The organism is Pseudarthrobacter sp. 10T415, from assembly GCF_056394175.1.
The window spans coordinates 1-376 of record NZ_JBFTHJ010000088.1 but is presented as its reverse complement, the minus strand read 5'-3'; the positions used below and the strand labels follow the sequence as shown (position 1 = coordinate 376).

The following is a 376-nucleotide window of genomic DNA, read 5'->3' as shown; positions in this document are numbered from 1 at the left end:
CACAGCGAGCGGGTTGTTGGCGGCGTGACGGCTGGCCTTGGCGCGGATTCGGGCGAAGGTCTCCAGCTTGGTGCCGTACTGCTCCATATGCTCGCGGCCGGCGCCGCCGAACAGCGTCAGCGCGCGCGGTACGCCGGCATCCACGGCGTCCTGGATCAGGTGGCCACCAATCGCGGTGAAGCCATCGAGCGGACCCTCGCGGTCATCCCACTTGCCCTTGAGCGCGCCCGGCTGCATGAATTCGAAGCCCAGCGCCAGCGCGCATTCCACCGCGCCCGACTCCACGGCCTGGCGCGCCAGGAACAGCGCGCTGGAGCCGGTCGAGCAGTTGTTGTTGACGTTGACGATGGGAATGCCCGTCACGCCCACCTTGTAC

1 protein-coding gene is annotated in these 376 nt (G+C 68.4%); it reads right to left on the bottom strand.

Annotated features, from left to right (window positions below):
• Window positions 1-363, bottom strand: a 363-nt coding sequence (locus tag AC1DBN_RS21585; protein WP_477724213.1) for a thiolase family protein, incomplete at its 3' end; no start/stop codon positions are given.
• Window positions 364-376: the final 13 nt, after the last annotated feature.